Here is a 7,840-nt window from a genome sequence, read left to right as displayed (position 1 = left end):
GTCTTCCATGGTGTGGCCTGCTCTTCCACGTGGGAGCGCGTCGGTGCGATGCATCGCTCTGCCCGGCGTGCAGTTCCGCCGGTCGGTATCGGACCTGTGGGCGGGCCAGGCTCTGGCCCGCCCACAGACCACCGGAATTACACACGACGCTGAGCGAATCGCCAACACGCCTCGGTTGTCGCCAGAGACTTAGGGAGCGCCGTGATGATCTGTCCTGGCTGTGACCTCGCCTCGGATGAGCTATGGCACGCGTATGTCGCGGGCCGGCCGTGCCCAGACTGTGGTCTGGCGTGCCGAGTCATCGAGATGATCCAGGTGTATCGCCGGACACATGTCTCGCCGGATGCTCCGTGGCGTTGCGTACGTTGCCGCAGGATCAACCCCGGGCGCCCGTACGTGACACGGCCCGCCCGGCCGCTCTGCCTCATGTGCCGAAGGGTTGACACGTGCCGGGGAGCGACGTGAGCGTCCAGCTCTGTTGTGTTCGGTGTGGATGAGCCGCGTTCGGTGACTACTGGTGCGCGTCCGCCTTGAGCTGGGCAGTGATGGTCAGCTCCATGGCGGTGAAGTACATCTCCTGCGAGTTCGCAGTCTCGGTACGGTTGCGCACATCGTCCACGAACCGTGGGAAGAACGAGGTCGGGAGCTCAGCGCAGTCGATATAGTGCTCGCCCTTCTTGTCGACGAGGAACAGGTGCTCACCGCCCGGGCGGCCGGCTGGATCGACGTTCTTGCGCAGCTCGATGTATCCGTCGGTGCCCAATATCGTGATCCGCCCGTCACCCCAGCTCGAGAGCCCATCGGGCGTGTACCAGTCGACCCGGATGTAGCCATGCGCGTGCGGACTCCGCAGGAGGACCTCGCCGAAGTCCTGCAATCCGGGGTCATCGGGGTTGGCGTGGTTACCGACGGTCGCTGCGACGATCTCGGCAGACGTGGAGCCGGTGAGATAGAGGAACTGATCCACCTGGTGGGAAGCGATGTCGGTGATGATGCCGCCGTAACGATCGCGCTGGAAGAACCACGGCGGACGGGTCGGTCGATTCAGCCGGTGCGGCCCGAGCCCAATGGTCTGTACGACGTCGCCGATGGCGCCCGCGCGGACGAGCTCCGCAGCCTTGTTGGTCGCCTGGCTGTTGAAACGCTCGCCGAAATAGGCGGCCCAGATCCGTCCGGTCTGACTGACCGTGGCACGCAGCTCCGCGATCTGTTCCAGAGTGGTGGCCGCCGGCTTGTCGACAAGAACGTCCTTGCCGGCTCGCATCGCCTCGATAGCTATGCCTGCCCTGTCGGCCGGTACCGCGGCGGTGGCGATGACGTCGATGCTGGCGTCGGCGTAGAGCTTTCGCGGGTCGTCGACGGTCGGCATGTCCGGAAACGCCTCCGCGAATGCCGCACACCGCCGATCGTCGTCGCCCCCGAACGCGCCCACGCACTCCGCACCTGCGCTCCGCAGGCCTTGGACCATGCCGTCGATGTGGCCGTGATCGACGCCAACGACTGCGAACCTGACTGTTTCACTATCCATGGAAAGCGTTTCCTCCAACTCGTCTGCCGCTACGATATCGCTCCGTGCCTGGACGGCCCGAAGCCGCAGACGGTCACGCGAGGTGATCAGGGCTGACCGCCCTGCAGGCGCTCTGGGGCAGATCGTCCCGGTTCCGTGGCGCTTCACCCATGATCATCGAGGATGTGGCGTGTGATGACGCCCTGGATCCTCGATGATCATGAGGAACAGGCTGTGGACACGTGCGCGCATTGCGGAGTGCTATCCACATTGTGCGCCGCGTGCTGTGAAGCATTCTGCTGGCGTAGCAGGGTCGAGGTATGAACCCTCCCGAGCGCCGTGAGCGGGCCGTACCGTTCGCACCGGACACGGTGACCTTTCGAGCCAAGCTGGAGGAGCTTCTGGCCGTCCAGCACGGTGTGCTCAGCCGGGCGCAAGCGTGTGCCTGCGGCATCACGCCTGACCAGCTCAGATGGCTAGTGCGGTCGGGGCGCTGGCGTCGAGTCCATGCGGGCGTCTACGCGGCGTTCACCGGTTCGTTGTCCTTCGAGGCACAGGTGTGGGCGGCGATCCTGCGGGCGGGCCGAGGCGCGGTGGCCAGTCATCAAACCGCCGCATTTCTCGACGGCCTATGCGACGACGCCGGACCGACCATCCATGTGACGGTGCCGGCAGACCGGCACATCTGCGCTCGCGTTGAGGGAGTTCGCGTCCACTATGCTCACCGGTTGGGCCGTACGCGCCACCCCACCCGGCTCCCTCCGCGGACCCGGGTGGAGGAGACCGTGCTCGACCTCGTGGACGTCACCCACAATGCGTCCGAGGTCGAGACATGGGTGACCCGTGCTTGTCAACGACGACGAACCACGCCGGAGAGGATCGCTGCCGCACTCGGCCTGCGTAAGAAGATCCGCTGGCGCCCGATGCTGGAGAGCATGCTCGCCGACGTGACCGTCGGCGCCGAGTCACCGCTCGAGCTGCGCCATCTCCAGCGCGTCGAACGGGCTCATGGGCTCCCACGCGGCACACGCCAGCGGCGGGTCGGCGGCAACCGGGTCATATGGGTCGACGTCGACTATGACGAGCACACACTCCGCGTCGAACTGGACGGTCGAGTGGGTCACGTCGAGGAGGGTCAGTTCCGTGATCGCCGGCGCGACAATCGGTCCACGGTCCACGGCCGCGCGACCTTACGTTACGGTCATGCCGACGTATTCGGTGATCCTTGCGGTGTCGCGGCAGAACAGGCACGCGTCCTGAAGAAGCGAGGCTGGGCGGGCAGCATGCACACGTGCGGCTCTGGCTGTGCCGCGTGCCCATGATCATCGAGGATGTGGCGTGTGATGACGCCCTGGATCCTCGATGATCATGGGACGTGGGCGGTCACGGGATGTGCTGGACGCCGATGCGCCGCCGGAAGGTCCAGTACACCCAGCTCTGGTAGGCCAGGACAACCGGGACGAACGGCACCGCGACCCAGGTCATCACCGTCAGGGTGTAGCCGGTCGACGATGCGTTGGCGACGGTCAAGCTGTCGGCGGTATCGACCGTGGACGGCAGCACGTCTGGGTACAACGCACCGAAGAGCACCGCGCCGACGGCGACGACCGCGCCGAACGTCGCGATGAACGCCCATCCCTCCCGGCCATCGCGGATCATCCGCTGGCCACCGACGACGAGCCCGACTGCGACCGCTCCCGCGAGCCACGCTATCCAGGTGACCGAGCCGTCGCCGCGCATGTTCACGGTCCAGATCGCGAAGCCGGCGATGGCCAAACCCGCCGGTATCGGCAGCCGCGCCGCCAGCGAGCGTGCCCGCGCCCGCACGTCACCCACGGTCTTCAGCGCGACGTAGTGCGCACCGTGCAGCAGCGAGATCGCGAGAGCCACGACGCCACCGAGCAGGGTGTACGGCGTGAAGATATCGGCCAGGCTCCCGGTGAAGTCGTGCCGGGCGTCCAACGGCAGGCCCTGGGCGAACCCGGCGAGCAGCACGCCCCACAGGAACGCCGGTACGGCCGAGCCCCAGAAGATCACCCCATCCCACCAGCGCCGCCACCCGTCGGTGTCGTGCTTGGCCCGGTACTCAAACGCCAGGCCGCGCAGGATCAGGGCGACCAGGATGGCAACAAGCGGCAGGTAGTACGCCGACCACGCTGTCGCATACCACTCGGGGAACGCCGCGAACGTGGCACCGACGGCTGTGACCATCCACACCTCGTTGCCGTCCCACACCGGGCCGATGGTGTTGATCAGCACCCGGCGCTCGCGGTCGTCACGGGCGAAGCGCCGGGTCAGCATTCCGACGCCGAAGTCGAAGCCCTCCAGCGCCAGGTATCCGATCCACAGCACGGCGACGAGGACGAACCAGAAGGTCGCCAAATCCATATCTCTCACACTCCTGTCAGTACGCGAAGGTCAGCGGTCGGTCCTCCTCGTCGGGTTGGCCGTCCACGCCGGCCCTGCCGCCGTCGCCGTCGCCATCCGCTCCGTCGTCACCGCCGTGGGCCACCCCGTCATCGCCCGAACGACGACCCCAGCGGGCCTCGGCGCTGACGTCCGGCAGGCCGGGCCGCGCGTGCTTGACCAGCAGCCAGATCCATAGCCAGGTCAGGCCTGCGTAGAGGACGGTGAAGACGCTCAACGTGGCGAGGACGCTGCCGGCGGTCGAGCCGGGCGTGATCCCGGAAGCGGTCGGCATCAAGCCGAAGACGAGCCACGGCTGGCGTCCCATCTCGGTGAAGATCCAGCCGAAGGTGTTGGCGGCCAACGGCAGAACTGGCAGCACCGCCGTCACCCGCAGTGCCCAGCGCGACGTGGGCACCCGGCCGCGCCGCGTCGACCACAGCAGCCACGCGGCGATCGCCGCCGCTAGCCCGCCCGCACCGACCATAAAGCGGAACGTCCAGTACGTGACGGGGATGTTCGGCGAGTAGTCGCCCGGCCCGTAGAGCTCCTCGTACTCCTCCTGGATGTCGTTGATGCCCTGGACCTCGCCGTCGAACGAGCCGGTGGACAGGAAGGAGAGCAGCTGCGGGATCTCGATCGAGTACAGGGCCTCGCTGCCGTCCAACGTCCCGACGGTGAAAAGCGAGAACGGCGCCGGCTCCTCGGTCTCGTAGAGTGCCTCCGCGGCGGCCATCTTCATCGGCTGGACCTCGGTCATGATCTTGCCCTGAATGTCGCCGGTGATGGCCGTACCCACTCCGCCCAACAGGACGGCGACGGCGCCGATCCGCAGCGCGTTGCGGAATGGTCCCGCGTCGCTGGTGGCACCGGGTTCCGCGAGGGAGGGATCCCGGCGGCCCTTGACCAGATGCCACATGGCGACGGCGGCGACGACGGCGCCACCGACCATGAGTGCCGCCATGATCGTGTGCGGGAAGGTGATGAGCGCCACCTTGTTGGTCAGCACGGCCCAGATGTCGGTGAGCTCGGCCCGGCCGGCTTCCTCGTTGATCTCGTAGCCGACCGGGTTCTGCATGAACGAGTTGGCGGCCAGGATGAAGTAGGCGGACAGCAGGGTGGCACAGGCGGTCACCCAGATCGTCGCGAGATGGATCTTGGGTGGGATGCGGCCCCAGCCGAAGATCCACACCCCGACGAAGACGGACTCCAGGTAGAAGGCGAGCAGTGCCTCCATGGCCAGTGGGGCGCCGAAGATGTCGCCCACGAAGCGGCTGAAGTCGCTCCAGTTCAGCCCGAACTGGAACTCCTGCACCAGGCCGGTGACGACGCCGACGGCGAGGTTGACCAGCAGAAGCTTGCCGAAGAATTTGGTCAGCTTCAGCCAGCGCTCGTCGCCGCTGCGCATCCACTTCGTCTGCATGATCGCGACGAGGAACGCCATCGAGATGGTGAACGGCACGAAGAAGTAGTGCACGACCGTCGTGATCCCGAACTGCCATCGCGCCAGGTCGATGACGTCCATCCGTACCTCCAGACATCAATTACTACGCCTCGTCGTAGATACTACACGTCGTCGTAATTAACTACGACGATGCGTCGTACTACGCGAGGTAGGTATGCTGCCGGTGTGGCAGAAGGACGACGCACCCACCTGGGCGAGCTTGAGCGAGCCGTCATGGAGTATCTGTGGTCAGCGACACACATGAACGACGGCTCGGTACATACGGACGACGCTTCGATATCCGGGGCCCGCAATGGTGTCCCCGCCGCTACGGTCCGTCAGGTACACGACGCGCTGAGCGGCTCCCGTGAGATCGCCTACACCACCGTCATGACGGTTCTGGATCGGCTGGCGAAGAAGGGCGCGGTGGAGCAGCTGCGCGACGGCCGCGCGTATCTGTACCGTCCGGCCGTGACCCGGGACGAGCTCACCGCTGAGCTGATGCACGAGGCCCTCGGCACGGTCGACGGAGCGGATCGCGCCTCCGCACTGGTCCGCTTCATCGACACCGCTTCCCCGGACGACGCCGCCGCGCTGCGGACGGCTCTCTCGGAGCTCGAGGAGCGGAGCGGATCATGATCCGCAGATCGCTCCGGATCAGCGTGGTCCGCCACGACTGCGGCGGTGCGCAGGGCTTTGAGATCGCGCAAATAGGGAGTCGCCTGACTCGCGGCCTGTTGAACGGAGCCGGTTCGGCATGAACGGGTTCGTTCCGAACGTGGCGACGCCGGTGGTGCTGGCCGGGCTGGCGCTGGTGCTGGCTGGGCCGGCCCCTGCGTGGCTGGCGCGGGCGCACTGGCCACGGCGGGTCCCGCGCGCCGCGCTGGTGTTGTGGCAGGCATTGGCGCTCGCGGCGTTGCTGGCCGCGCTCGGTGCAGGGCTGTCGGTCGCCACGCTCGCGGTGCTGGAGGAACGTCCCAACGCCGGAGTACTCGTTCTCTACGGTGCGGCGCTCGCCGTCACCCTGACCGTGCTGGCGCGCCTGCTGTGGTCAGCCCACACGCTCGGCTACAGCCTGCGGGCTCGTCGTCGGCGGCACCGTGAGCTGATCGACATTCTGGGACGCATCGATGGCCGCGCTCCGGGCGCTCACGTCCTCGATGCCAGCCCTGCGTTCGCGTACTGCGTGCCGGGCGTGCACACGCGGCTGGTCGTCTCGTCGTCGGCGCTGGAGACCTTGACCGACGACGAGATCCGTGCGGTCCTGGAGCACGAGCGCGCACACGCCCGGGCACGGCATGACCTGGTCCTCGAGGGCTTCGCCGCGTTGCGCAATGCTTTTCCTCGGCTGGTGCGCAGTCGGGCCGCCTTCGACTCCGTCGCGGCGTTGGTCGAGCTGCTGGCCGACGACGCCGCCCGTCGCCGGGCTGGGGCGCTTCCGCTCGGGCGTGCGTTGACCAGGCTGGCGGGAACCCCGGTGCCGGCCGAGGCGCTCGGCGCGGGAGGCGTGTCAGCGTTGGCGCGAATTCAACGGCTGGCGGAGCCGCCGGCGCCTTCATATCGTGTCCTGGCCACGGCCACCTACGTGGCGGCCACGGCGCTCGTCGTCGTGCCGACCCTCACGGTGGCCGCCCCCTGGCTGTCACAGCTGAGCGCCTATCTTCCGTGATCATCAACCGTTGGTCCCACCATGATGGGGCTACTCGTTGATGATCACGGGTCAGCCGCTTACCAGGGCAGGGTCCCGCCGTCAGTGAAGAACGCTCCGTGCGGACCGTCGTCGGGCACGACCGCGGCTTGGACGATGACCTTGGCGCCCTCGGCGGCAGGGAGATGACCGGCGTGATCGTTCAGATCCGTGGCGCAGTAGCCAGGGTTCACGGCGTTGACCTTGACGCCCGTCGTTTCGAGTTCTTGCGCGTAGGCGACCGTGACGCCGTTCAGCGCGGTCTTCGACGATGAGTACGCCAGTAGCGGCGGCTGGCCATAGTACGGCGTCGCAGGATCCTGCTGTCTGGTCAACGAACCGAGGTCGCTGGAGACGTTGACGATCCGGCCCGCCGTGGAACGACGTAGCAGCGGCAGCACGGCGTTGGTCACGGCTATCACCCCGAAAACGTTCGTAGCGTACGTCGCGGCCACGTCCTCCACCGAAGCCTCGCTCGGCAGGCTCATCCCGTGGGTGAGCCCGGCGTTGTTCACCAGGCTGTCGAGGACTCCGTGCTCGTCGTCGATCGTCTTGGCCGCAGCCGCGACGGACGCTTGGTCCGTGACGTCGAGCTGTACGAACCGCACATCGAGGCCTTCCACGACGAGCTCGGCGGCGGCGGAGCGTCCACGCTCGACGTCGCGTGCTCCGAGCAGAACGGTGTGCCCGAGCTGCCCGAGTTGCCGGGCGATCTCCTTGCCGATTCCCTTGTTCGCCCCGGTCACCAGGGCGGTCATTGTCTCGTTCATGCCTTCATCGTGCGTCGCCGGCATGC

At 67.1% G+C, this 7,840-nt stretch carries 7 protein-coding genes; 3 read left to right on the top strand and 4 right to left on the bottom strand.

Annotation, left to right across the window (positions count from 1 at the left end; all coding sequences use genetic code 11):
- Positions 1–511 precede the first annotated feature (511 nt).
- On the bottom strand, positions 512–1,528 hold the full coding sequence (locus ELR45_RS22805) for a Gfo/Idh/MocA family protein (RefSeq protein WP_129668393.1): 1,017 nt from the start codon (positions 1,526–1,528) through the stop codon (positions 512–514).
- A 299-nt stretch (positions 1,529–1,827) separates the two neighbouring features.
- On the opposite strand from ELR45_RS22805, the gene ELR45_RS22800 reads away from it, so the two are divergent.
- A complete protein-coding gene (locus ELR45_RS22800) occupies positions 1,828–2,829 on the top strand; it encodes a type IV toxin-antitoxin system AbiEi family antitoxin domain-containing protein (protein ID WP_205857079.1) in 1,002 nt (333 codons plus the stop codon).
- A gap of 61 nt (positions 2,830–2,890) precedes the next feature.
- Here the strand turns inward: ELR45_RS22800 and cydB are convergent, their stop codons facing one another.
- Together cydB and ELR45_RS22790 are read right to left on the bottom strand one after the other, a co-directional pair.
- Positions 2,891–3,895: a cytochrome d ubiquinol oxidase subunit II gene (gene cydB / locus ELR45_RS22795; RefSeq protein ID WP_129668392.1), complete on the bottom strand. Its 1,005-nt coding sequence runs from the start codon at positions 3,893–3,895 to the stop codon at positions 2,891–2,893.
- 16 nt (positions 3,896–3,911) lie between these two features.
- On the bottom strand, positions 3,912–5,438 hold the full coding sequence (locus ELR45_RS22790) for a cytochrome ubiquinol oxidase subunit I (RefSeq protein ID WP_129668391.1): 1,527 nt from the start codon (positions 5,436–5,438) through the stop codon (positions 3,912–3,914).
- A gap of 105 nt (positions 5,439–5,543) precedes the next feature.
- Between ELR45_RS22790 and ELR45_RS22785 the strand changes: the two genes are divergently transcribed.
- Both ELR45_RS22785 and ELR45_RS22780 read left to right on the top strand, forming a co-directional pair.
- A complete protein-coding gene (locus ELR45_RS22785) occupies positions 5,544–5,996 on the top strand; it encodes a BlaI/MecI/CopY family transcriptional regulator (RefSeq protein WP_240760063.1) in 453 nt (150 codons plus the stop codon).
- A gap of 118 nt (positions 5,997–6,114) precedes the next feature.
- Positions 6,115–7,026, top strand: coding sequence for a M56 family metallopeptidase (locus ELR45_RS22780; RefSeq protein WP_129668389.1), 912 nt, complete (start codon positions 6,115–6,117; stop codon positions 7,024–7,026).
- Between the two features lie 59 nt (positions 7,027–7,085).
- On the opposite strand, the gene ELR45_RS22775 is transcribed toward ELR45_RS22780, so the two are convergent.
- Complete coding sequence (locus tag ELR45_RS22775; protein ID WP_240760061.1) at positions 7,086–7,838, bottom strand: SDR family oxidoreductase; 753 nt, start codon at positions 7,836–7,838, stop codon at positions 7,086–7,088.
- Positions 7,839–7,840 lie beyond the last annotated feature (2 nt).

It is taken from the genome of Phytoactinopolyspora endophytica, assembly GCF_004138495.1.
GTDB classification, from domain to species: domain Bacteria; phylum Actinomycetota; class Actinomycetes; order Jiangellales; family Jiangellaceae; genus Phytoactinopolyspora; species Phytoactinopolyspora endophytica.
Note: the sequence above shows the minus strand (reverse complement) of the source record. Positions and strands in the feature narration are given on the sequence as shown.